This is a genomic window from Shewanella sp. Actino-trap-3, from assembly GCF_002836275.1.
GTDB classification, from domain to species: domain Bacteria; phylum Pseudomonadota; class Gammaproteobacteria; order Enterobacterales; family Shewanellaceae; genus Shewanella; species Shewanella psychromarinicola.
Genome location: NZ_PJCE01000001.1, coordinates 3,307,028 through 3,330,303, shown reverse-complemented (window position 1 = coordinate 3,330,303; position 23,276 = coordinate 3,307,028). Strand labels below are relative to the sequence as shown.

The following is a 23,276-nucleotide window of genomic DNA, read 5'->3' as shown; positions in this document are numbered from 1 at the left end:
TCGGTCAGAGAATCGTTTTCAGTTTAACATGTATTGAGACTAATTCTGATGAGCAATGTTTTTTCTGGAATCTATCACACCAAAAACTCATGCTAATTTGTGATGTGTTTTTTATGCTTAAATCGGGCATACTCTAATACTGACAAAAAGGTTAAATAATAAAGGACTATTAATGCGCTTGCTGATCCTACCGGCACTGATAATATTAACTTTATCGGCTTGTAATAGTGTTACCACGACTCAGATTGATAGCCGCGTCACTCGCCAACAAACGCAGATAGATCCCAATTTACAAGCGATTATAGACCAGAGTTGGGCAGTTAATTTAGCTTATTCACCGATGTTAGCAGCCAGTTTAGGTGACGCTTCTGCCGCAGGAATGCTTGACGATTTATCTGCTCAAACATTAGCGAAAAAATACCAACAGACCCTCGAAAATCTCAAAAAACTTAAACAGCTTGACCGAAAGCCGTTATCAAAATCCGATGTCATCAATGCTAAAATTTTGCAGGATCAGCTGCAAAATGAAGTCGACCTGTATCGTTTTCATGACCACTATTTACCTATAACGGCTGAAAGTGGTTTCCATGCATCTATCGCATCGATTGCTAAAGCTCGCTTCAGTAGCGTTGAAGATTATCAGCACTATTTAGCTAAACTTAAACAATTACCACGCCATTTTACCCAGCAAATATATTGGCTCAAACAAGGCTTAGCCGCTGGTATCACCCCAGCAAAAGTCACCTTAAAGGGTTTTGAAGACAGCATTAGCGCTTTTATTGTTCCGGTTGAAACCAGCGGTTACTTTACGCCGTTTACCCATTACCCTGATCATTTTAGCGCGTCAGAAAAAGAATCGCTGACCCAACAAGGTCGAGCCACTGTAGCGCAAATCGTACTACCGCTGTATCAGCAGTTTTATGATTTTATGACTCAAGAATACATTCCTAATGCACGAATAAACATTGCCGCTTCCGCCTTGCCTGATGGCTCGGCTTTTTATCAAAACAGAGTTGAGTATTACACCACACTGCCAATGACCGCTGAAGAAGTCCATCAGCTTGGATTACAAGAAGTCGCTCGTATAAGAGCAGAAATGGAACAGGTTATTAAAGACGTTGGCTTTAAAGGCAGTTTTGCTGACTTTTTAACCTTTTTGCGCACCGATCCACAATTTTATCCTAAAACAGCTAATGAATTACTTAAAGAAGCGGCGTTTATTGCCAAAAAAGCCGATGCTATATTACCTAAATATTTTGGCAAATTACCACGGACGCCTTATGGCATTGAACCTGTACCTGCAGAAATAGCGCCAAAATACACAACGGGACGCTACTCAGGTTCAAACCGTGACGACGAGCCCGGCTATTATTGGGTGAACACCTACGCCTTAGATAAGCGACCGCTTTACGAGCTTGAAGCATTAACCTTACATGAAGCGGTTCCAGGGCATCATTTACAGATATCATTGAATAAAGAACTGACTAATTTACCCAACTTTCGGCGGTACAGTTATATCTCTGCGTTTGGTGAAGGCTGGGGCTTATATTCAGAATATTTAGGCGTAGAAGCTGGGTTTTATCAAGACCCCTACAGTAACTTTGGCCGCTTAACCTATGAAATGTGGCGTGCGGCCCGTTTAGTCGTCGACACTGGCATGCATGCTAAAGGTTGGAGCCGCCAACAAGCGATAGATTTTATGGCCAGCAATACAGCCCTTTCAATGCACAACGTCACCACAGAAATAGATCGTTATATTTCTTGGCCAGGCCAAGCACTGTCATACAAAATTGGTGAATTAACCATAAAACGCTTACGCGCTAAAGCAGAAAAATCATTAGGAAAAGATTTTGATATTAGACAGTTTCATGATGCCGTTTTAGAGAATGGCTCTATCCCGATGTCAGTACTAGAGCAAATGGTTGATGAGTTTATTGCTCGTCAACAAGCAATGGTAAAAGAAGCGAGCAGCGTGTAACAATATAGATGAACGCGTCGAAATTAAACACTATTTAAGATTATAACAAGCTGGCTTATAACAATGCATTACATGAAATTTTCATCCGAATTAAAGCTCAATACCAGTGATCAGCGACACTTTTGGCAACAAGTGCACCAATCGAGTTTCTGCACCCATAACGGAATAAAAATTGCTTATGCGATGATCCAACATCCTAATAATCAACGCGCAATAGTGATCAGTAATGGCAGGGTCGAATCCTATGTGAAGTATCAAGAATTGATATACGACTTATATCAACAAGGATTCAGCGTTTACGCTTTAGATCATCGAGGCCAAGGGCTGTCAGACAGACTCACCCATAATCCACATCAGGGTTATGTTGAGAAATTTACCGATTATACGGATGACTTTGCTCAATTTATTGATCAGGTCGTGCGCCCACAGCTGCATGAAGAGTTATTTATCATAGCTCACTCAATGGGTTGTACTATCGCGAGTGACTATCTAAATAAATACCCGCAAACGTTTACTGCAGCAGTATTTTCAGCACCTATGTTTGCTATACGTCTACCTTTTGCTCAATCGGTTGTCCGTTGGTTAGCTCAAAAGCTCGATAATAATCGCATTGAAGCAGGCAAAGTACACAGTACCTTTGTGCTAGGTGGAACGCATTACCAACCAGATAGTTTTAAGCGTAACAAGCTCACTCATAGCCCATTTCGCTACCAGCACTATCGCAACGTATTCGAGGATACCACCGAGGTACAGTTGGGCTCACCGACCAATCATTGGTTGCTTGAAGCAATGAGCGCAGCAAACAGATGTATCAACTATGCTAAACATAGCCAAACCCCAATACTCATCTTACAAGCAGAAAAAGACACTATTGTCTGTAATAAGGCGCAAAATCAAACATTAAGCACTCATTGTCATAAGGTGGTGATTGAAGGCGCATATCACGAAGTGTTTATCGAGAGCGATAGCATGCGTAATATTGCACTTTCTCATACTATCGATTTTATGGCACAACACTCAACGATAGCTTAGTGTTAATTAACTGAATAATATCGTCATGATCTAGTGGCCGACTAATGATATAACCTTGAAACCAAGTACACTTCGCCTGTGTCAGTAAGTTGAGTTGTTGCTTATTCTCAACCTGTTTAGCGACAACAGGGAAGTTCAATTTGGTCGCAAACTCAACTACAGCACTAACAATATTAAAGCTTTCGGGGTTATATTCTATATCTTCAAGATAAATAGCAGCTAACTTCACTTGTGAAAAGCCAATACCTTGCAGTTGATGAACGGCACAAGAACCACCGCCAAAATTGTCCATCGCAATATTGATACCGTATCGTTGTAGCTCGGAAATTTTGTTTTTTGCCACCTTAGCATTGACCACAAATACGTCTTCCGTTAGTTCAAATTGAAGTAATTTCGGTGATATTTGCGCAGCATTAATCCTGCTAATAATGACATTTACGAAATGATCTTGATGAAAGTGGCGCGAAGAAATATTTAATGACATTAATGGAATGGTTGCATTGGTTTGTTGAAGTAATTGTATCAACTCACAAACCTTATCTAATGCCCATAACTCTAGCTCGAAAATACAATCGGATAATTCAGCTGCAGCAATAAATTTACGTGGACTAATATAGCCATACTGAGGGTGATACCAACGCATCAAGGCTTCAACGCTATTAAGTTGTCCTGCCCGATCGACAACAGGTTGATACACCAATGACATCTGTTGGTTGTGAATAGCAACTTTTAGTTCATTTTGTAATTTAAAAGGTTGTACTTGATTCTGCTCAAACTCAGGTCGATAAATGGCGCAACCATTAGAGCGGCTGTCTTTTGCTTGCTCTAAAGCGCTATCAGCACGAGCCAATAGCACTTGAGGTTCTAATGACTCAATACCATCAAAAATCACTAAACCAATTCTGGCCGAAATAGACAAGTTTTGCTCTGAAATGGTATAACTACGACCAATTAGCTGCCTTACTTCACTTGCTAATGCTAGTGCACGCTTGTTTGCTTGATCGATTTCATTACCAAAGTTTTTGGCCAGAATAACGAATTCATCAGCCCCAAGGCGTGCAACTAAACCAGTACTAGAAAACGTAGCTGATAAGCGCGCTGCTATTTGCATTAACAATCGGTCACCAAGTTGGCGACCCAAAGCATCATTAATTAATTTAAAGTTATCTAAATTAATCATCAATAGCGCAGAGAATTGACCGGTCTTGCGGCTTAAAACCTGTGAATCATAGAGTTGATCGGCTAGTACATCACGATTAATTAAATCGGTAAGGCCATTATGACCTTGCTTATCATTAGCAACACGTTGGCTTTTAACATCACCAGAAACATCAGTAATGGTGCCGATAATCCGCGATGGCCGACCTAACTCATCCCACTCAACTATTTTTCCACGATCAAGAATCCAAATATAGCGGCCATCTTTATGGCGCAACCGGTGAACGCTTTCATAATATTCATGTTGGTTACTGATGTAGTTCTGTAAAGTATTTAATACCTGTAGCTTATCACTAAGATGTAAACGAGATTCCCAAACAGAATAGTCATTATCAAGCTCGTAAGGTTGGTAGCCTAAGATGTCTTTCCAGCGATCAGAAACAAACACATCTCCAGTAGAAATACACCAATCCCAAATGCCATTTCGCGCGCCCTCAACCGCAAAAAGCCAACGTTGCTCAGCATCATTAAGCCGTTTCTTGCTTCGAGATAATCGACCATTAACCTGATTTAGATAATCACGTAAGTTAACCAGTTCGGTTGATGCACACATAATATCAGTGTTGAAATCCGGAGAATCAAGGTTTTTAGCTGCTTGGCTTAACTGAATTAACGGTCGTATCAGTAAGTAATGCAACATGAAGCAAAATAGTGACAAAAATAAAGCGCCAATCCCCCAGATCTCAATAAAGCGCTTTAAGAGGCGATCAACCGATTCTGATAAGGTATTGGCAATGTCATATTCTAGATAAATTAGATCTACTGAATTTGAATAACTATATCGAGAATTAGCGTTTAAAGGATAATAAGCCTGTATGGATAATCGATCGAAATTGACCTTAAAGTAAGGTTTATTGTTGGCGATAACACTTCCGTGCAAATCAGCAGAATAGCCTTCCAATACGTTAGTAGCATTACTCTCACGCCAAATAATATGATTAGCGAATTGAATTTCACTAGCAGAATCAAGTATCACATACACCATCATATTTTGATCTGTTGAAACTAAAGCAACCTCCTGCTCTAACCGTTCAAAATCTTGCATCAATAAAGATGATTCAACCACGTGACGCATTCTAAATAAATCTTTCTGAATTTGCTCTGATTGTGTTGATGCAAGCTGATCTTTTAGTTCCGCATGCTCATAGAAATACTGTCCACATACCAAACCAAGGTAAAGGATAAAAATACACACAGGAACCAGTATAGTCAGAGAAAGATTCGGCAAACGAGGCAAAATAAACCCACCCAATGAAATATATGAAGATATGCTAGCGGTAATCTTATCAATAAGTAAAGACAGTTATGTCTCCTAATAGCACATACAATATAAAAACTTATTATTTATTAGTAGCTTTAAATCGATCTACACACTCTACCCTGTTTGACTGGTAAGTGTAATTTTATTTACGCATATATAGCATATCTGATATATAGAAAGGATTTACTCACGCATGGGCATATTCGACAAACTGCTGTCCTGTTTTGGCCAATAACAAACTCTACACCATAAATTGCAGACGTAAAAAAGCCCGCTATATAATAGCGGGCTGTTTCACTACCGCATGGGCATATTCGACAAACTGCTGTCATGTTTTGGCGAGTAACAAACTCTACACCATAAATTGAAGACGTAAAAAAGCCCGCTATATAATAGCGGGCTGTTTCACTACTCTTTCGAGTAAATTAGGCGCCTGGAAATGACCTACTCTCGCATGGGGAGACCCCAAACTACCATCGGCGCGATTGCGTTTCACTTCTGAGTTCGGAATGGGATCAGGTGGTGCCACAATGCTATGGTTTCCAGACAAATTTGTATATCTACCGCCTTTAAGGCCGTAAATAATAATTCGGAAAGCTGATTTTTTTGAGTCTACAAAACACTACTTAAGCGCTCTATTCTAACACTAAGGTTATGCTCCCTGTCAGTACGACCTCCATGGAAGGAGGAAGTGCTAGAAAATGTCGGGAACATTTTCAGTAAAACCCATCTGGGTTGTATGGTTAAGCCTCACGGGTCATTAGTACAAGTTAGCTCAACGCCTCACAACGCTTACACACCTTGCCTATCAACGTAGTAGTCTCCTACGGCCCTTTAGAGAGCTTAAAGCTCTAGGGATGACTCATCTTAGGGCTCGCTTCCCGCTTAGATGCTTTCAGCGGTTATCGATCCCGAACGTAGCTACCGGGCAATGCCATTGGCATGACAACCCGAACACCAGCGGTTCGTCCACTCCGGTCCTCTCGTACTAGGAGCAGCTCCCTTCAATCATCCAACGCCCACGGCAGATAGGGACCGAACTGTCTCACGACGTTCTGAACCCAGCTCGCGTACCACTTTAAATGGCGAACAGCCATACCCTTGGGACCGACTTCAGCCCCAGGATGTGATGAGCCGACATCGAGGTGCCAAACACCGCCGTCGATATGAACTCTTGGGCGGTATCAGCCTGTTATCCCCGGAGTACCTTTTATCCGTTGAGCGATGGCCCTTCCATTCAGAACCACCGGATCACTATGACCTACTTTCGTACCTGCTCGACGTGTATGTCTCGCAGTTAAGCTGGCTTATGCCATTGCACTAACCGTACGATGTCCGACCGTACTTAGCCAACCTTCGTGCTCCTCCGTTACTCTTTGGGAGGAGACCGCCCCAGTCAAACTACCCACCAGGCACTGTCCCGAACCCCGATTAGGGGCCGCGGTTAGAACATCAAAACTACAAGGGTGGTATTTCAAGATTGACTCCACTCAGACTAGCGTCCAAGCTTCAAAGTCTCCCACCTATCCTACACATGTAGGTTCAATGTTCAGTGCCAAGCTATAGTAAAGGTTCACGGGGTCTTTCCGTCTAGCCGCGGGTATACGGCATCTTCACCGCAATTTCAACTTCACTGAGTCTCGGCTGGAGACAGCGTGGCCATCATTACGCCATTCGTGCAGGTCGGAACTTACCCGACAAGGAATTTCGCTACCTTAGGACCGTTATAGTTACGGCCGCCGTTTACCGGGGCTTCGATCATGAGCTTCTCCGAAGATAACCCAATCAATTAACCTTCCGGCACCGGGCAGGCGTCATACCGTATACGTCATCTTGCGATTTTGCACAGTACTGTGTTTTTGATAAACAGTTGCAGCCACCTGGTATCTGCGACTGCCAACAGCTTAAGGAGCAAGTCCTATCACCGTCGGCAGCGTACCTTCTCCCGAAGTTACGGTACCATTTTGCCTAGTTCCTTCAGCCGAGTTCTCTCAAGCGCCTTGGTATTCTCTACCCGACCACCTGTGTCGGTTTGGGGTACGATCCCCACTAACCTGAAGCTTAGAAGATTTTCCTGGAAGTATGGCATCAACTACTTCATCACCTTAGTGACTCGTCATCAGTCCTCAGTCTTGCAATTAAATGCGTATCCCCGGATTTGCCTAAGAATACAACCTACCACCTTAAACGCGGACTACCAACGCCGCGCTAGCCTAGCCTTCTCCGTCTCTCCATCGCAGTTAGTGAAGGTACAGAAATATTAATCTGTTTCCCATCGATTACGCCTTTCGGCCTCACCTTAGGGGTCGACTCACCCTGCCCCGATTAACGTTGGACAGGAACCCTTGGTCTTTCGGCGAGGGAGTTTTTCACTCCCTTTATCGTTACTCATGTCAGCATTCGCACTTCTGATACGTCCAGTGTGGGTTACCCCTTCACCTTCAACCGCTTACAGAACGCTCCTCTACCGCGCAATTCTAATGAAATGCACCCGTAGCTTCGGTGGTATGTTTAGCCCCGTTAAATCTTCCGCGCAGGCCGACTCGACTAGTGAGCTATTACGCTTTCTTTAAATGATGGCTGCTTCTAAGCCAACATCCTAGCTGTCTGAGCCTTCCCACATCGTTTCCCACTTAACATACACTTTGGGACCTTAGCTGACGGTCTGGGTTGTTTCCCTTTTGACAACGGACGTTAGCACCCGCTGTCTGTCTCCCGAGTAGTACTCATTGGTATTCGGAGTTTGCAAAGGGTTGGTAAGTCGGGATGACCCCCTAGCCTTAACAGTGCTCTACCCCCAATGGTATTCGCTCGAGGCGCTACCTAAATAGCTTTCGAGGAGAACCAGATATCTCCGAGTTTGATTGGCCTTTCACCCCCAGCCACAAGTCATCCGCTCATTTTTCAACATAAGTCGGTTCGGTCCTCCAGTTGATGTTACTCAACCTTCAACCTGCCCATGGCTAGATCACTCGGTTTCGGGTCTACACCTTGCAACTAAACGCGCAGTTAACACTCGGTTTCCCTACGGCTCCGCTATTCGCTTAACCTCGCTACAAAATGTAAGTCGCTGACCCATTATACAAAAGGTACGCAGTCACGGTCTCAAGAACCGCTCCCACTGCTTGTACGTACACGGTTTCAGGTTCTATTTCACTCCCCTCACAGGGGTTCTTTTCGCCTTTCCCTCACGGTACTGGTTCACTATCGGTCAGTCAGGAGTATTTAGCCTTGGAGGATGGTCCCCCCATATTCAAACAGGATGTCACGTGTCCCGCCTTACTCGTTTTCATCTACGGTTAGTTTTCATGTACGGGGCTATCACCCTGTGCCGCTGTGCTTTCCAACACATTCCACTAACACCCCATAGACTTAAGGGCTAATCCCCGTTCGCTCGCCGCTACTAGGGGAATCTCGGTTGATTTCTTTTCCTCTGGGTACTTAGATGTTTCAGTTCCCCAGGTTCGCCTCATAACGCTATGTATTCACGTTATGATGACCACTTATGTGGCCGGGTTTCCCCATTCGGATATCGTTAGCTCAAATGCTTATTACTAGCTCGCCAACGCTTTTCGCAAGTTATTACGTCCTTCATCGCCTCTGACTGCCAAGGCATCCACCGTATACGCTTGGTCACTTAACCATACAACCCAAATGAGTTTCACTTGCGTGAACCTCTGAGTCATATCATGACCAGCTGGTTTTTACTTGTCTCACCTCCGGGTAGGAAGTGGACTCGCCTTAGTTTTTTAGAATATTCAAGACACTTAAACAGTGTTTTGAGAACTCAAGATACTAATGCTTTCGCATCAGTATTATTTTTCGCACTAACGTAATCACACCAATAACAACGAATCATTATTCATGCGCCTTTAGTTAGTACTATCAGCTTTCCAAATTGTTAAAGAACAACACTAGCCGGCTGGCGGCGTGTTTCACTCTACTTCCGAAGAAGTTAACAAGTAATCTGTGTGAACACTCACATGCATCGCTGCACTTTTAGGTATTGAGTTAGTCGTATAGGTAAGGAGGTGATCCAGCCCCAGGTTCCCCTAGGGCTACCTTGTTACGACTTCACCCCAGTCATGAACCACAAAGTGGTGAGCGTTCTCCCGAAGGTTAAACTACCCACTTCTTTTGCAGCCCACTCCCATGGTGTGACGGGCGGTGTGTACAAGGCCCGGGAACGTATTCACCGTGGCATTCTGATCCACGATTACTAGCGATTCCGACTTCACGGAGTCGAGTTGCAGACTCCGATCCGGACTACGACAAGCTTTGTGAGATTAGCTCCACCTCGCGGCTTTGCAACCCTCTGTACTTGCCATTGTAGCACGTGTGTAGCCCTACTCGTAAGGGCCATGATGACTTGACGTCGTCCCCACCTTCCTCCGGTTTATCACCGGCAGTCTCCCTAGAGTTCCCGCCATTACGCGCTGGCAAATAAGGATAGGGGTTGCGCTCGTTGCGGGACTTAACCCAACATTTCACAACACGAGCTGACGACAGCCATGCAGCACCTGTCTCACAGTTCCCGAAGGCACAAGTCCATCTCTGGTCTCTTCTGTGGATGTCAAGAGTAGGTAAGGTTCTTCGCGTTGCATCGAATTAAACCACATGCTCCACCGCTTGTGCGGGCCCCCGTCAATTCATTTGAGTTTTAACCTTGCGGCCGTACTCCCCAGGCGGTCTACTTAATGCGTTAGCTTGGGAGCCCAGTGACTAAGTCACCAAACTCCGAGTAGACATCGTTTACGGCGTGGACTACCAGGGTATCTAATCCTGTTTGCTCCCCACGCTTTCGTGCATGAGCGTCAGTCTTTGTCCAGGGGGCCGCCTTCGCCACCGGTATTCCTCCAGATATCTACGCATTTCACCGCTACACCTGGAATTCTACCCCCCTCTACAAGACTCTAGTTCGCCAGTTCCAAATGCAATTCCCAGGTTGAGCCCGGGGATTTCACATCTGGCTTAACAAACCGCCTGCGCACGCTTTACGCCCAGTAATTCCGATTAACGCTCGGACCCTCCGTATTACCGCGGCTGCTGGCACGGAGTTAGCCGGTCCTTCTTCTGTAGGTAACGTCACAGTAACGGGCTATTAACACGCTACCTTTCCTCCCTACTGAAAGTGCTTTACAACCCGAAGGCCTTCTTCACACACGCGGCATGGCTGCATCAGGGTTTCCCCCATTGTGCAATATTCCCCACTGCTGCCTCCCGTAGGAGTCTGGGCCGTGTCTCAGTCCCAGTGTGGCTGATCATCCTCTCAGAACAGCTAGGGATCGTCGCCTTGGTGAGCCATTACCTCACCAACTAGCTAATCCCACCTAGGTTCATCCTGTCGCGGAAGGCCCGAAGGTCCCCTCCTTTCCCCCGTAGGGCGTATGCGGTATTAGCAGTCGTTTCCAACTGTTATCCCCCTCGACTGGGCAGATCCCTAGGCATTACTCACCCGTCCGCCGCTCGTCACCTCAGGAGCAAGCTCCCTTGTGTTACCGCTCGACTTGCATGTGTTAGGCCTGCCGCCAGCGTTCAATCTGAGCCATGATCAAACTCTTCAATTAAAGTTTTTTGAAAACCCCACTCTTACAAGTAAGAACGATGCTTTCGGCTCAATGAATTCTGATTTCATTAATTAGACTCGGAAGAATCTAAATAATGTTTGTACATATTACTATGAACACTCATCGTTGCATTGAGTTGAAATTTTTTGATTGCCAACATTCCGAAGAACAGAAGACAATTTCGAATAACTCAATACCTGTGAATGTCCACACAGATTTCTTGTTTAGATTGTTAAAGAACGTTGCTAACATGAACATCTTTCGATTTTTCATTCAGCGGCCGCTGACGCTAGGTCGTTGGCTTGGGGTGCGTATTTTACGCATTTCCCGTTTCGCGTCAAGTGTTTTTTCAAACTTTCTTTTCGCCTTGAACTCAGTGTTTTGAACCACTTAATTCAACCCAACTCGGTGACTGCTTTCGCTGTCTGCCGTGTCAGTGGATGCGCATTATAGGCAATACAAGATTTAGCGCAACCTTTATTGAGGTGATTTGTCATTTTGGGTTTGTTTGCGGATAATTTAGCCTGACCAGCTAGTTTTTAAGCATTATACTGTCTGAAACCATAAATATATAAGGATTGTTATGTCTACCAATGTAAGAACTTACCAAGGGATCCACCCTAATTTAGCTGATAACGTCTATGTTGATGAGTCTGCAGTACTTGTTGGCGATATAAAATTGGACCATGACGCCAGCATTTGGCCATTAGTTGCTGCTCGTGGTGATGTGAATAAGATCCGTATTGGTAAACGCAGTAATGTCCAAGATGGCAGTATATTGCATGTAACGCGTAAATCGCCTTCTAATCCTAATGGTAATCCATTAATTATTGGTGATGATGTGACTATTGGTCATAAGGCGATGTTGCATGGCTGCAAGATTGGTCATCGCGTGCTAATAGGTATGGGCGCTATCTTACTTGATGGTGCAATAGTAGAAGATGACGTGATTGTCGGCGCGGGCTCACTCGTGCCACCCAATAAAATTTTGCAAAGTGGTTACTTATATGTAGGCAGCCCATGTAAACAAGTTCGACCGTTAACTGACGCGGAACGTGTATTTTTACCACAATCGGCTGATAATTATGTCCGTTTAAAAAATGAGTACTTAGTAGACTTACAACAGTAGCGTTATTCATACAAACGATTTGGGCCAAAAATATGTTGGTCTATTTCGTTTAAGCCTTGTCAAAACAAGTCATTCCACGCATATCTTTATGATCTTCGTTGATACACTCACTATGATCTACAGAATAAATGGCCATTACCGTTTGTTTATTACTTATAACATCGGGACTCAAACACACTCTGAAGACGATAGTTAGCCTATATTTACTAGAAGATGGTAGTTTAGTTTGACTTGAGTCGCGTCGAGCATCGATGTTTAATGCTAAAGAGTATTACCGACTTATTATTAGGATGATGAAGTGAACAGTAACGGACGCATTAACAATAAGCACATTGCCTATGTAGACTTTAAGAGTCATCTATTATTGCTTGCTGTGCCTTTATTTTTTTTCGTTATTATTTTCATATTCGCCATACCTAGTAATGCAAATACCTATTTATACCTAATGCTTATTTGTGGCGTTTACGCTTTGAGTTATGGCATCACTTATTATATCCACAAACAAAATATTTTACGGCTTTGGCAACACTTAGAGCAAGTCATCCACATTAACGATACGACTTATGAATTAGTTAATTTATCCAGTCAATACGATTCTGAAAAAACCTTTTTAGACGCTCTATTGCAAAAAGCAGTAAGTGCTATCGATGATGCCGAAATGGGCAGTATCATTCTGGTTGATAAGAATACCACTAGATTACAATTTGAGTCGGTTGTGGGGTTAGATATAGATGCTCTTCGAAAAATAAACTTTACCTTAGAAGAAACCTTTCAGTTCCGACGGACGAATGGTCGCTGTGATAAAGCGGTTGTGATTAACAACATGAAGAACATCAATGCTAAAAGTACTCTCACAAATGAAGACCAACATGCACTATTACATGCTTCGATAAAACCAATCTGCTCAACCTTATCTAGCCCAATCCATATTGATGGTGAACTTTATGGAATGATGAACTTAGACAGTATCAAGATGGATGCCTTTGGTGATTATGATATTAACTTGGTTAATATTCTAACCTCTGAAGCCGCTAATGCGATTTCGTTATATCAAAAGTCGAAGAAAATCGAAATCATGGCAGATTATGATGGATTAACCGAGCTGTATAACCGTAAGAAGTTTGATGCCACGATTTTACAATGGCAACACAATCCAGAGTTAGCCAGTTATATTATCATCTTGGATATGGATAACTTAAAACCGTTAAATGATCAATATGGACACCAAGCGGGTGACGATGCATTAAAAGCCATTGCACAATCACTAAAGGCGCTATGGCATCCTGAGTTTTTGGTTGCGCGTTATGGTGGTGATGAGTTTGTTGCTTTATGCCGCGGTCCTATCGATACCTTAGAGCAGCAAATCACCCAATTGCAGCAAGACCTCGCCGCTTGCGTACATGGCATTCATTTTAGCTATGGATTTGCACAATATGATCAAGATTGGGAGAGTGCCTTTAAGCAAGCTGATAACAATATGTATACCCAGAAACGACTCAAAAAATGGTCGGCACCGAAGCTTGCACGAAACTAACTTGACCAATCCAGCTTATTAAACACATCATGAAATAACAGTAATGTCACCACTGTCACTAAAAGCTTCTTGTTCAATCAATGCTTCTGCTAGGTCTTCAAGGTCAAAACGACATTGCTCAAACAAACTGGCGGCATTATGTTGATCCACGAGTTGGTTATCACAAAGCTCACTAATAACAGAAAAGCGAGCAAAACAATTAATATTTATCCCCTGTTGCTGCGCAATAAACCTTACTTCATTTGTTTCGATATAGAGCTGATCGGTAAAAATCACGCTTTGATTCATTCGTCCGCTGCCTTTTGTGCTAATGATTCACGCAGTTTTCCCATGACAGATGCAGTATCAGGAGTCACACCGCGCCATAAACTAAAACTTTTTGCCGCCTGACCAACCAACATACCTAGCCCATCAGCGGTTTTTCGAGCATGTTGATCTTGCGCCCATTTGTTAAATACTGTGGTTTGTTGGCTGTAGGTCATGTCATAACAATCAGTGGTTTTATCTACGATAACATTAGGCAGAGTAATTAACTGCCCAGATAAACCTGCAGAGGTTGAGTTAATGATTAAATCAAACGGAGAGTGTAATTCCTCAATGGGTTTAGCAAAAAAGTTGCCATATTCACTGAATAAGGCTTGGAGTTGCTCTGCTTTTTCGTGAGTCCGATTACAGATAACCAATTGAGCCACATTATGCTGCAAAATAGGCAAAATACACCCCCTTGCCGCGCCACCAGCACCTACCAATAAGACTCGCTTACCTTTTAACGAACCAAATAGCATTTCTAGGTCATTCACCAAGCCAACGCCATCGGTATTGTCACCGCCTATTTTGCCATTGGGCAAATTAAACAACGTGTTGACGGCGCCTGCGAGTGTAGCCATCTCACTGAGCTCATCACACATGGCAAATGCTTGTTCTTTAAAAGGTGCGGTAACATTGGCGCCTTTACCACCATCGGTAAAGAATGCCGTTAACGAAGAATCAAATTGATCGACAGAGACGAGAATAGCGTCATAGCTTAAGTCTTGCTGAGTTTGTTTGGCAAACTCAGTATGTATGAATGGCGACTTACTTTGCGCTATCGGGTTACCAAATACAGCATACTTATCGGTCATTTACTTCACCTCTTAGTTAACGGCATTATTTGCCTACGATGGACACATCTGACGTCTATCATCAAATGTTAGCGGCTATATACCTCAGGCATTGGCTTTTTTTGTAAATAGCGATCACCTAGCTTACCTTGACGGCTGTCAGTATCTTGTTTTTCTACTGCTATCCAAATCTTTTGTACTTTACTGCTGAACACCAAAGAGGCGCCTCTGCATAAGACTAAACCTGCCAGTTTTCCAACCGCAATCTGCCCAGTATCTAAATAGAATATATCTGCCATATTTGCCGTCACAGCAGCCAGAATATCACCATAGTTCATGCCATTGGCAACCCCATTGCCAAACTAAAACGGAGTGCGTAAATACCATGGCTACCATCTGGGAAAACAACCGCTATTATTACTCTTGCTTTGGCTAGTTTACCTGCAATTACGAGTGAATGATGCAGCGATTCAACACTTGCTGGCAAGTTACGCATATTCATCCGGCATTACGTGCTAGACACATGCCCTCCGTTATCGCTGAGTCTATGGTGATCGGAGGATCATTTTCATGCGCGCGGCGATTAACAACGCAATAAAAAAGCCTGAACATCAACAAACGATGATTCAGGCTATTTCGACCTTAGCAGACAACATGGGTAACCGATGACTCGTTATTGCAGCATGACAAGGTAGAATCCGATTGAAATTAAACTTAAGCTAACCAGTCTTGTGGTTTTAAGTAGATGTCGTACAACTCAGCTTCTGGACTATCTTCTTCAGGGGTGAACGCGTATTCCCAACGTACCAGAGGCGGCATTGACATTAAAATCGATTCTGTACGACCGCCGGTTTGTAAACCAAATAAGGTGCCACGATCATAAACCAAGTTAAACTCGACATAGCGGCCACGACGATAAAGTTGGAACTGGCGCTCATCGTCACCGTATTCTAAGGTTTTATTGCGCTCGACAATTGGCGCATAAGCTTCAATAAAGCCGTTTCCTACCGCTTGCATAAACTCAAAACTACGCTCAAAACCGGGTTCGTTTAAATCGTCAAAAAACAGTCCGCCGACACCTCGAGTTTCATTACGATGCGGTATAAAGAAATACTCATCACACCATTTTTTGTATTTAGGATAAACGTCATCGCCAAATGGCTGGCAAATATCTTTAGCCGTTTGATGCCAGCTGACGACATCTTCTTTAAAGGGGTAATAAGGTGTTAAATCAAATCCGCCACCAAACCACCACACAGGGTCCGCACCTTCTTTACGGGCAATAAAAAAACGTACGTTGGCATGGGTCGTCGGGATATATGGGTTATTGGGGTGGATCACTAAAGACACCCCCATCGCCTCAAAACTACGGCCAGCTAATTCAGGGCGATGCGCAGTAGCCGATGCAGGCATAGATGCACCCATAACATGTGAAAAGTTAACGCCTGCTTGCTCAAAGATTTTGCCTTGAGTTAATACTCGACTAGTGCCACCGCCGCCTTCTTCACGCTTCCATGAGTCAGCTTTAAAAGTGGCTTTGCCGTCGAGTAGCTCTAAACGCTGACAAATATTTTGCTGTAATGCTAGCAGGAATGATTTTACTTGTTGTGCGTCGGGCACTTGAGAAAGGTTGTTTGACATAGTATTAGCTTCCATTACGAAGGATCTGACCACTGCGGGCATCAATAATGGTTGATGGCTGACGTTGTTCGCCCAGCTTACCTAAAATCAATGCATCAATTTTATCAGTAAAATCAGTGATGATATGTTGTGCATCGACGACCGGTGACTTTCCAGCTAAATTGGCACTTGTCGATACAAGGGGTTTATTGAGGGTGTCGCACAACTCTCGCACAACGGGGTGAGCTGATACGCGCACTGCAATCGAATCAAATTCACCGCTGAGTAATTTGGATACATGGGACTGAATAGGCATAACAAAGGTAAAGGGGCCTGGCCACTTTGATTGCGCAAACTGCAACTGCTGTTCAGTTAGCTGAGTGATATCAAGGTAAGGCAAAAGTTGATCCAAAGAACTGGCTACTAAAATCAACCCCTTTTGCCAAGGACGCTGTTTAACAGCCAACAATTTTTCAATAGCACTGTCGTTGTCAGGATCACAGCCTAAACCAAACACCGCTTCAGTTGGATAAGCAATCACTCCGCCTTGATTTATGACGGCAGCGACAGCGGATGGCTGCAATTGCAACATGAAATTTCCTTACATCAAATTGATATTAATAACGAAAACTACAGAGCTCGTTTATATTTACAGGATTTTTGCGGACACTCAACTCTACTACCCGCCGCACCTTTACGCTCAACTAAAATCCCGAAGCCACAATCAGGGCAAGCTTCATTATACGGAGGATAGTTTACGATAAACTTACATTTTGGGTAGGCGCTGCAAGCAAAAAAAGTTTTACCATAACGACTGGTCCGAGACTCAAGATGACCTTTGGCGCACTGAGGGCAAACAATCTGTTCAGCTTGATTGGTGTGATCGTGTTTTTCAATATGAGTACATTCTGGGTAGTGAGTGCAACCAATAAAAAGACCAAACCGACCAGACTTAACCGCTAACTCATGGCCACACTGCGGACATTCTGAACCGCTGATAACTTGAGTCTCTATCGACTCATGTTGCACTAGTGGACGAGTATAGTCGCATGTTGGGTAGTTATTACACCCCACAAAGCTGCCATGTTTACTGTGTTTAACCGACAGTTCAGAACCACAAACAGGACAAAGTTCAAACTCTTTCTCCAGTGCATGCTCGTGGACAGTAAACAACTGCGGATCAATTTTCGACATGGTGCTCTCAATGAATAATTTTCTGTAGACCTAAAAAAGGAGGCTAAGCCTCCTTTTTGTTATGAGTGTAAACGCCCTTCTGGCTGCTCGAAGATTAAATCTTCCATTTGCTCATAGGCTGACTCATTTCCTGGCACGTTAAATAGTACCATTAATACCACCCATTTGAGATCTTCTAACACTAATGTAGGTTCATCTAATTCCATGACACGGTCAATGACCATTTCACGGGTTTCGACACTGAGTACTTGTATCTGCTCTAAAAACAATAAAAAACCACGGCACTCAACATCTAATTTGGCCATTTCCGCTTTGGTATAAATACGGAATGAATGTTGTGCGTGATTACACAAGTAAGGTTTATCGCTTTCTTGTAGATCAGCAAGGTGCTCTAACCAAGAAAGTGCTTTTATAATATCAACTTGATGAAAACCCGCACGGGTTAACTCTTTAGTGAGCTCATCTTCATCAACTAATAGCTCAATTTCACTATGAACATAATTTTCAAATAAATACATGAGGATATCAAACATGGCTAACTCCTCTTTAGTCTGACGTAACCACCGGGCACTGCTGCAACCCACCCTTGTAACTCAAGTTCAAGCATTTGTATTAACACCAGATCTATTGGTTTCCCACTATCCTCAACTACTGCATCTACCGCAGTAGTTTCATATCCTACACTAGATAACAGCGGAGGAAATGGCAAATCACAAATGTCATTATCTCGTATATGGTGCCGTAGATGCAATTGTTCAAGGTGATAATCCGATAAACTGCCCAATTCTTCGATTATATCGACAGCCGACTCGACAAGTTTGGCGCCATTTTTAATTAAATCATGGCAACCTTGACTATAGCCCCCTAACACCGATCCTGGTACAGCAAACACTTCACGGTTTTGCTCCATTGCAAGTCGAGCACTAATTAACGAACCACTTTTACGGCTTGCCTCAACCACGACAGTGCCTAAGCTTAGGCCACTGACAATACGGTTACGCCGAGGGAAGTTACCAGCAAAAGGCCCTATACTTGGCCAATATTCACTGATTACACAGCCTGTATTGATAATGTCATGATACAAGTTTTGATGACGCTTAGGGTAAATGCACTCAACCCCGCAGCCCAATACTGCTATGGTCGTTCCATTAGCAGCCAGAGTCGCTTTATGGGCTGCACCATCAATACCAGCAGCCATGCCGCTGGTAATTGAAAAGCCTTGGTGAGCTAAATGATAAGCGAGATCTGCCGTTATATCTAAGCCGCCTCGAGAGGCATTACGGCTTCCCACCATTGCAATACTCGGTAACACAAGAGATTCTATCGACCCTTTAACAAATAATACCTGTGGTGGATCGCTAATTTGTGCAAGTAATGGCGGATAAAGTGGATCAGAGAGGGTCACAATATAGTGATTGGACTGCGAATCAAGCCAGGCTAGGGCTTGCTCGACCTTATTAAAGTCGATACTACATTTAGCCAATAGGCTTGCTGGTAAAGGCAAGGCCTGAGGTTCAAACTCTAGACGTTGACGAATTTCTTCAACGTCCATTTGAGTTAATAATTGTTGAATCCGAGCAGGTCCTAGCCCAGATACGGCACAAACAACTAACCAGTCGACCAGTTTATCTGAAATTATTCACCTTTAATGGTCAAGGGATCTGGTTTAGTCAATTTATCACCGACTCGAACGGGGTGCTCATTGAACATAATCAAACCTAAACTGGTTTTATCAAACACTTTAAAAACCATCAAATTACCATGAAAAATATCTGGCATTTTATACACGGTATCATCTGAAAAGTTCGCCAGCACTTTATCGTAAGATGAACGGTCTATAGGTCGAACTGGATTACCCTCATTATCAATAATAATGTTTTCGCCATCGCGGTACATTGAAAAAACATGTCCAGTCTCAACACCATCATTGGCACCACGATCAAGATAGACAACATCTAACTTACCGGCTTCACGAATGTTACCTGTTATACCAACAATAGAGGTAGAAACACCTAAGTCTGCCGCTTTTGGGATAAAATAAGCCGACATTAACGCTTCATCTTCTACAGGGGCAACATGAAAGCCACCTTTGGTTTCACGTAAGCTACTGAGCAATTCAACTTTTGACACAACGCCAGACTCAATAACCCGCCCACTCGAAGCTAAAATAATTTCCTGGCCTAATAATTCGTCGCTATCTGGAGCAAAAAACTCACGTCCAGTTTGATAAATTGCCACTTTAAGGCCTTGTTCAAGCTGCGCATTAACATAGACAACGTCATCGACCACATGATGAATTGATGGGCTCTCGCCGCTCATAACAATCGGCAATTCCAATAACCATGCAGGATCCACAACTCTATTTTGTACTAAATAGGGTCTAATTAAGGCAAGATCAACAGCAGGAATCGGGCCATCTTTGGATATGACTCGTCCTTCAGGACTCTTCTGAATGTGCTGCTTAACCACTAAACGAGGTTGACCATCAATAAATACTAATGTCAGTCTATCGCCAGGGTAAATTAGATGTGGATTAGCAATTTGCGGGTTAACACCCCACAATTTAGGCCAACGCCAAGGGTCATTCAAAAAATATCCAGAGATATCCCACAACGTATCGCCTTTTTTAACGACATACGTGTCAGGATGGCCCGCCTTTAGGGTTAATGTATCAGCGTTAGCCCCAAAAAAATTTAATGATAAAAAAACAAGTAAAAGTAAGCGTTTCATGGTGAGATCCATGTTGTTTAGCTCTTTATTAGAGCTTTTTGCTGTTATTGATAAGCGGTAAGTATTAAAATTACCCTAATCGCAATGGCCAGTATAGCTATCTGGCTGAAATTTGACAGACTTGTGAAGAGTTTATATATGCCACTACTTAATGTTTTACGATTTCCAGATGAGCGTTTACGCACTATAGCTCAGCCTGTAACGGATTTTGGTCCTTTATTACAAACGCAAATAGATAACATGCTTGAAACGATGTACCTAGAAAAAGGTATTGGTCTAGCCGCAACTCAAGTGGATTTTCATCAACAATTGATTGTGATGGATTTACAAGATGAGATAGAACGCCCAACCGTTTTTATTAACCCTGAGATTATTGCCAGTAGTGGCGACTTTGCAAATGAAGAAGGCTGCCTATCGGTACCGGGGATTTATGCCAAAGTTGACCGTGCTGAATTTGTCACGCTCAAAGCCCTAGATCGTCACGGTAAAGAGTTCACTGTTGAAGCAGATGAGTTATTTGCCGTTTGTATTCAGCATGAAATGGATCACCTTAAAGGTAAGTTGTTTGTCGATTACTTATCACCATTAAAACGCCAACGTATAAAAACTAAGCTTGAAAAAGAAGCTCGTTTAGATGCTAGAGAAGTATAGGAAAAAATTTGAAACCGTTAAAAATTATCTTTGCCGGTACTCCGGATTTCGCTGCCAGACATTTACAAGCGCTCATCGACTCTGAACATGATGTGATTGCGACTTATACTCAACCCGATAGACCCGCTGGGCGAGGTAAAAAACTTACAGCAAGCCCAGTAAAAGCAATGGCATTAGCGCATGCCATTCCGGTATTTCAACCAGCATCATTACGAAATGAGGCGGCACAAGCGGAACTAGCACACCTCAATGCCGATATCATGGTTGTTGTTGCTTACGGGTTGATTTTACCAAAGATAGTTCTTGATACGCCGCGTTTAGGTTGTATCAATGTTCACGGTTCAATTTTACCGCGCTGGCGTGGAGCCGCGCCTATCCAACGAGCATTATGGGCAGGCGACGCAGAAACCGGTGTCACCATTATGCTAATGGATATCGGCCTAGACACTGGTGATATGCTGTTTAACACCCGCTTACCCATCGAACCGAGCGACACCTCAGCCAGTCTATATGAAAAACTCGCAGCCCAAGGACCTGAAGCATTAATTGAGGCTTTAGCAGGATTAAGCGAAGGGACGTTAACGGCTCAAAAGCAAGATGAATCGCTTGCCAATTACGCGGCAAAACTCTCTAAAGAAGAAGCGCGTCTTGATTGGCATAAAACAGCCAAGCAATTATGGCAAGACATCCGTGCATTTAATCCCTGGCCCGTCAGCTATTTTGAGCATCATCAAAGTACCATTAAAGTTTGGCAAGCTGATTATTCCGCAGAAGTATGTCACGAAGCTCCGGGCACCATTATCGCGGCAACCAAACTCGGTATTGAAGTGGCTACCGCTGATGGCAAGTTAATTATTCAGACCATGCAACTGCCCAACAAAAAGCCACTTAATGTGGCCGATATTTTGAATGCTCGTGGTGATTGGTTTACCGCTGGTGTGTGTTTAAACCAAGAGGCTAACTAGCATGAATGTGCGCGCACTGGCAGCTAAAGCGATTTATGAAGTACTTGAAAAGGGTATGTCGTTATCGGTAGCGCTACCCGATCAGCAACAACACCTGCAAAATGGCAAAGACAAAGCCCTATTAGCAGAACTATGTTACGGCGTTATGCGCCAATTGCCACAACTCGACAAATGCGTCAGCGACTGCTTAGCCAAGCCGTTTAAGGGAAAGCAGCGCATATTACATCAATTGTTGATTGTCGGTTGTTACCAGCTTTACTTTACTCGCATTCCGGCACATGCCGCTATTTCTGAAACGGCAGAAGCCTGCCGACAGTTACGTTTTGATGGTTTGGTAAAAGTGGTCAATGGTGTATTGCGTACTATACAGCGCCAAGATGCCGCCTTAAACACCGACTCCGAAACCCTGCATTTTAATACTCCAGCTTGGTTTATTAAACGCTTACAACAAGCTTATCCAGACCATTGGCAAAACATTATTGAGCAAAGCCATCAGCGTCCACCCATGTGGCTGCGTAATAATCAGCAATCACAAACACGTGATGCTTATTTAGCGGCATTAGCCCAACACGATATTCCCGCCCAAGCAGGCCCAAGCCAAGATGCTATATTGCTCGAAGGCGCAAAAGATGTGACCGCTTTACCTGATTTTATGCAAGGAGCAGTCTCTGTTCAAGATGGCGCCGCGCAATGGGCTGCAACCTTACTGGCACCAATGGCGGATGAATTGATCCTAGATGCCTGTGCTGCACCAGGTGGCAAAAGTTGCCATTTACTAGAGCTTGCTCCCGATATTAATTTAGTCGCAGTCGACTTTGATCAAAAACGCCTAGCTCGAGTACAACAAAATCTGGACAGGTTGCATTTAAAAGCGCAGCTTATTCACGGCGATGCTGCTGATATCCCATCATGGTGGCAAGGACAGCAATTTGATCGCATATTACTCGATGCACCTTGCTCAGCCACAGGCGTTATTCGTCGTCACCCTGATATAAAATGGTTACGTAAAAATAGCGATATTGAAGAGTTAGCCAACTTACAAACACAAATATTGGATCATTGCTGGCAATGGCTTAAACCGGGTGGCTGCTTATTATATGCAACCTGTTCTATTTTACCCCAGGAAAACAGCCAGCAAGTTGAGCTATTTCTAACACGGACACCCGATGCGAGTTTAGTACCGATAGAGCAACAAACTCATCTCGATGATATCGGTTGGCAGATTTTGCCAGGACAAGACAATATGGACGGCTTTTATTACGCTCGCCTAGTTAAAGCACTTTAAGGATGTACCTCA

The 23,276-nt window shown here is 43.6% G+C and carries 18 protein-coding genes and 3 rRNA genes; 7 read left to right on the top strand and 14 right to left on the bottom strand.

Annotated features, from left to right (window positions below; translation table 11 throughout):
* The first annotated feature begins 172 nt into the window (after positions 1–172).
* Together CXF80_RS14265 and CXF80_RS14260 are read left to right on the top strand one after the other, a co-directional pair.
* Positions 173–1,978, top strand: coding sequence for a DUF885 domain-containing protein (locus CXF80_RS14265; protein WP_101033492.1), 1,806 nt, complete (start codon positions 173–175; stop codon positions 1,976–1,978).
* A 63-nt stretch (positions 1,979–2,041) separates the two neighbouring features.
* On the top strand, positions 2,042–3,010 hold the full coding sequence (locus tag CXF80_RS14260; RefSeq protein WP_101033490.1) for an alpha/beta fold hydrolase: 969 nt from the start codon (positions 2,042–2,044) through the stop codon (positions 3,008–3,010).
* On the opposite strand, the gene CXF80_RS14255 is transcribed toward CXF80_RS14260, so the two are convergent.
* From CXF80_RS14255 to CXF80_RS14240, 4 genes are all read right to left on the bottom strand, one after another.
* On the bottom strand, positions 2,982–5,465 hold the full coding sequence (locus CXF80_RS14255; RefSeq protein ID WP_101033488.1) for a putative bifunctional diguanylate cyclase/phosphodiesterase: 2,484 nt from the start codon (positions 5,463–5,465) through the stop codon (positions 2,982–2,984). The genes CXF80_RS14260 and CXF80_RS14255 overlap by 29 nt on opposite strands.
* Before the next feature lie 455 nt (positions 5,466–5,920).
* A 5S ribosomal RNA gene (gene rrf / locus CXF80_RS14250) occupies positions 5,921–6,036 on the bottom strand.
* A 192-nt stretch (positions 6,037–6,228) separates the two neighbouring features.
* A 23S ribosomal RNA gene (locus CXF80_RS14245) occupies positions 6,229–9,132 on the bottom strand.
* A 381-nt stretch (positions 9,133–9,513) separates the two neighbouring features.
* Positions 9,514–11,056: ribosomal RNA gene (locus tag CXF80_RS14240) — 16S ribosomal RNA — on the bottom strand.
* Together the 16S, 23S and 5S rRNA genes form the textbook arrangement of a ribosomal RNA operon.
* A gap of 583 nt (positions 11,057–11,639) precedes the next feature.
* Here CXF80_RS14240 and CXF80_RS14235 point away from each other — a divergent pair.
* Positions 11,640–12,185 carry a gamma carbonic anhydrase family protein gene (locus CXF80_RS14235; RefSeq protein ID WP_101033487.1) on the top strand — a complete coding sequence of 182 codons (546 nt, stop codon included), beginning with the start codon at positions 11,640–11,642 and terminating at the stop codon, positions 12,183–12,185.
* A 298-nt stretch (positions 12,186–12,483) separates the two neighbouring features.
* Complete coding sequence (locus tag CXF80_RS14230) at positions 12,484–13,719, top strand: sensor domain-containing diguanylate cyclase (protein ID WP_101033485.1); 1,236 nt, start codon at positions 12,484–12,486, stop codon at positions 13,717–13,719.
* Positions 13,720–13,746: 27 nt separating this feature from the next.
* Here CXF80_RS14230 and CXF80_RS14225 read toward each other — a convergent pair whose 3' ends face one another.
* The 10 genes from CXF80_RS14225 to CXF80_RS14180 all read right to left on the bottom strand — a co-directional run bounded on the left by CXF80_RS14225 (position 13,747) and on the right by CXF80_RS14180 (position 20,375).
* On the bottom strand, positions 13,747–14,007 hold the full coding sequence (locus tag CXF80_RS14225) for a DUF1488 domain-containing protein (protein WP_101033483.1): 261 nt from the start codon (positions 14,005–14,007) through the stop codon (positions 13,747–13,749).
* Positions 14,004–14,840 (bottom strand): shikimate dehydrogenase, encoded by an 837-nt coding sequence (gene aroE, locus CXF80_RS14220; RefSeq protein ID WP_101033481.1) that lies wholly within the window; start codon positions 14,838–14,840, stop codon positions 14,004–14,006. Before aroE ends, CXF80_RS14225 begins: the two co-directional genes overlap by 4 nt.
* 68 nt (positions 14,841–14,908) lie before the next feature.
* A complete protein-coding gene (locus CXF80_RS14215; RefSeq protein WP_101033480.1) occupies positions 14,909–15,157 on the bottom strand; it encodes a hypothetical protein in 249 nt (82 codons plus the stop codon).
* The gene (locus CXF80_RS20175) at positions 15,154–15,315 is read right to left on the bottom strand and encodes a hypothetical protein (protein ID WP_157822237.1); all 162 of its coding nucleotides are present in this window, start codon (positions 15,313–15,315) and stop codon (positions 15,154–15,156) included. Before CXF80_RS20175 ends, CXF80_RS14215 begins: the two co-directional genes overlap by 4 nt.
* 218 nt (positions 15,316–15,533) lie before the next feature.
* On the bottom strand, positions 15,534–16,460 hold the full coding sequence (gene hemF / locus CXF80_RS14205) for an oxygen-dependent coproporphyrinogen oxidase (RefSeq protein ID WP_101033478.1): 927 nt from the start codon (positions 16,458–16,460) through the stop codon (positions 15,534–15,536).
* Positions 16,461–16,464: 4 nt separating this feature from the next.
* Complete coding sequence (locus CXF80_RS14200; RefSeq protein WP_101033476.1) at positions 16,465–17,031, bottom strand: L-threonylcarbamoyladenylate synthase; 567 nt, start codon at positions 17,029–17,031, stop codon at positions 16,465–16,467.
* A gap of 38 nt (positions 17,032–17,069) precedes the next feature.
* Positions 17,070–17,633, bottom strand: coding sequence for a DNA topoisomerase family protein (locus CXF80_RS14195; protein WP_101033475.1), 564 nt, complete (start codon positions 17,631–17,633; stop codon positions 17,070–17,072).
* A gap of 59 nt (positions 17,634–17,692) precedes the next feature.
* Entirely contained in the window at positions 17,693–18,166 is a 474-nt protein-coding gene (locus CXF80_RS14190) for a DUF494 family protein (RefSeq protein WP_101033474.1), read from the bottom strand.
* A gap of 2 nt (positions 18,167–18,168) precedes the next feature.
* On the bottom strand, positions 18,169–19,185 hold the full coding sequence (dprA, locus tag CXF80_RS14185; RefSeq protein ID WP_101033473.1) for a DNA-processing protein DprA: 1,017 nt from the start codon (positions 19,183–19,185) through the stop codon (positions 18,169–18,171).
* An 83-nt stretch (positions 19,186–19,268) separates the two neighbouring features.
* A complete protein-coding gene (locus CXF80_RS14180; RefSeq protein ID WP_101033472.1) occupies positions 19,269–20,375 on the bottom strand; it encodes a LysM peptidoglycan-binding domain-containing protein in 1,107 nt (368 codons plus the stop codon).
* Between the two features lie 126 nt (positions 20,376–20,501).
* On the opposite strand from CXF80_RS14180, the gene def reads away from it, so the two are divergent.
* From def to rsmB, 3 genes are read left to right on the top strand one after another with little or no spacing between them, the layout of a single operon-like run.
* Complete coding sequence (gene def / locus CXF80_RS14175) at positions 20,502–21,014, top strand: peptide deformylase (protein WP_101033471.1); 513 nt, start codon at positions 20,502–20,504, stop codon at positions 21,012–21,014.
* An 8-nt stretch (positions 21,015–21,022) separates the two neighbouring features.
* Complete coding sequence (fmt, locus tag CXF80_RS14170; RefSeq protein WP_101033470.1) at positions 21,023–21,979, top strand: methionyl-tRNA formyltransferase; 957 nt, start codon at positions 21,023–21,025, stop codon at positions 21,977–21,979.
* A 1-nt stretch (position 21,980) separates the two neighbouring features.
* On the top strand, positions 21,981–23,264 hold the full coding sequence (rsmB, locus tag CXF80_RS14165; RefSeq protein WP_101033469.1) for a 16S rRNA (cytosine(967)-C(5))-methyltransferase RsmB: 1,284 nt from the start codon (positions 21,981–21,983) through the stop codon (positions 23,262–23,264).
* The last annotated feature ends 12 nt before the right edge of the window (positions 23,265–23,276 follow it).